General features: G+C 66.5%; 3 protein-coding genes. 2 read left to right on the plus strand and 1 reads right to left on the minus strand.

The window, feature by feature from the left end:
- Nucleotides 1–471, plus strand: a 471-nt coding sequence (locus tag LQV45_RS30345; RefSeq protein ID WP_230010931.1) for a hypothetical protein, incomplete at its 5' end; no start/stop codon positions are given.
- A 189-nt stretch (nucleotides 472–660) separates the two neighbouring features.
- Entirely contained in the window at nucleotides 661–1119 is a 459-nt protein-coding gene (locus tag LQV45_RS30350; RefSeq protein WP_230010933.1) for a hypothetical protein, read from the plus strand.
- A 32-nt stretch (nucleotides 1120–1151) separates the two neighbouring features.
- Here LQV45_RS30350 and LQV45_RS30355 read toward each other — a convergent pair whose 3' ends face one another.
- The gene (locus LQV45_RS30355; protein ID WP_230010935.1) at nucleotides 1152–1406 is read right to left on the minus strand and encodes a hypothetical protein; all 255 of its coding nucleotides are present in this window, start codon (nucleotides 1404–1406) and stop codon (nucleotides 1152–1154) included.
- Between the last annotated feature and the right edge of the window lie 283 nt (nucleotides 1407–1689).

Below are 1689 nucleotides of genomic sequence, written 5' to 3' on the forward strand. Positions count from 1 at the left end.
TTGGCCTCCTGCGCCTACGAGGACGAGGGCGATCCGCGGCCGACGGCGGCCGGGCAAAGCCACCGGCCGGCGCCCGCCGCGCCGACCAAAGATCCGGGGGTGCTGGGCGTGGAAGCGAGCAACTACGCCGAGCTGCACAAGCGTCTGGCCGGGGCGCCAGGGTCCGTCCTCCTCTCTGACGCCGGTCCGGCGGACGGGCCAGGGGTTGGCTTCACCAAAGCCGCAACGGTGACGACCGCCGGTCCGCACACAGTCACCGCGGCGTGCGTGGGCATCCCCCATGCCCAGATCTTCCTCTCCCAGAACTCGCTGGCCGGAACAGAGCACACGGTGTTCGAGGTCGATTGCTCGCGAACCCAATCGCAGGTCGTCCAACTGCAGAAGGGCTACGTCAGTGCCCAGTTGACCCGGCCGGACCCGACCGGCGCCTGGACCGGGGCGGTCGCCGGAATCAAAGTCACGGGCCAGTGAGGCTAACGAGCCTGGTACGGACTCAACTCGGCGCATCGGACCCAGCCCAACATGTGGTGGAGGGACTCGCGCGGTGGAGGGACTACTGATGCCGACCGTAAATGCTGCTCTCGATCCCTTTCGCGTCGCGAGGCGTGGCTGTTCCAGGACATCGACTACGGCAGGGACGGGTGCGCGTAGTCTGTCGCCATGACCTCGGGAAGCGGTGATGGCGGTAGAACGTACGAGTGGCAATCGTGGCCGTCCGACTCACTGGAGGGAATGCCGCCGAAGCGCCGCCGGCTGGTCGTCTGGGGGTTGCTGTGGCTCTTCCTCTTGAGCGGTGTCCTGCAGGGCGTCCTGAGCGCAGTGGGCATACCCGAGCCGTGGCGGTCCGTGGTGTTCGCTGCCGCCTTGGCCGCGGTCTTCGTCCCCCTGATCCGGGGAGCGGCCGCTGAAACCCGTGCCCTGCGAGCCGAAGGTGTCGACATGCCCGCCGTCGTAATGACCCGCAAGGCGCTTGTCGTCCTGTCCGTCATCACCGGCGGGCTCTGGATCGTTTTTGCGGTCCTCGCATTCCTGGGTGAGTCCGCCTCCCCGCTGGTGCCGATCGCCTGGACCATTGTGCTGGCCTTCCAGGGCCGCAGCTGGAGATCCTTGCCGCGTTGAGTGCCAGGTCTGCTGTGCGGCCGGAGCCGGTCCTACAGCTGCCGGCCCCGTTGGTCCCAGTCGGCTCGGCGGGCCTCTTCCGCGTCCCAGAATGGTGCGTCGTTTCTCCGGACCCGGAGCAGATGCAGGAGTTGGATCGCGCCCATCACAAACATGGCCGTGTAGATCCAGAAGGAGACGGCGTCGAAGCCTCTTTCCGGCCAGAGCTTGTTGAAGGCGAGCAGAGCACCGATCAAGGCCAGCCCGGCGGCTGACCAGGCGCTGAACTTCCAGGAGCCGCGAGTCATCCGGGGTTCCATTCGCTTGTGGCCCTCAGTGGTCGGCATGAGTCAGATCTCCGGATGCTTGGGGCCTTTGGCTGAAGCGGGGTTCGCTGTCGCTGCCCAGTGCTGATGGCTCACCCTACCGATTCTTGGTCCACAGTGACGATGGCTTGCTGAGCGAAGACCTTGCCCGGGCAAAGGAGACACGCAAAAGACGGGATTCCCTGGCTGCCGGCGGTGGAACCCTACGATGGTGAGGATGAACTCCACCCGGAAGGCCTCGTACGCATCCGCCGTGGCCCTGCTG

It is taken from the genome of Microbacterium sp. Bi128, from assembly GCF_918698205.1.

Coding starts and splice junctions, on each gene's coding strand:
- LQV45_RS30350 (WP_230010933.1), top strand. CDS start 661: ATGACCTCGGGAAGCGGTGATGGCGGTAGAACGTACGAGTGGCAATCG.
- LQV45_RS30355 (WP_230010935.1), bottom strand. CDS start 1,406: ATGACTCGCGGCTCCTGGAAGTTCAGCGCCTGGTCAGCCGCCGGGCTG.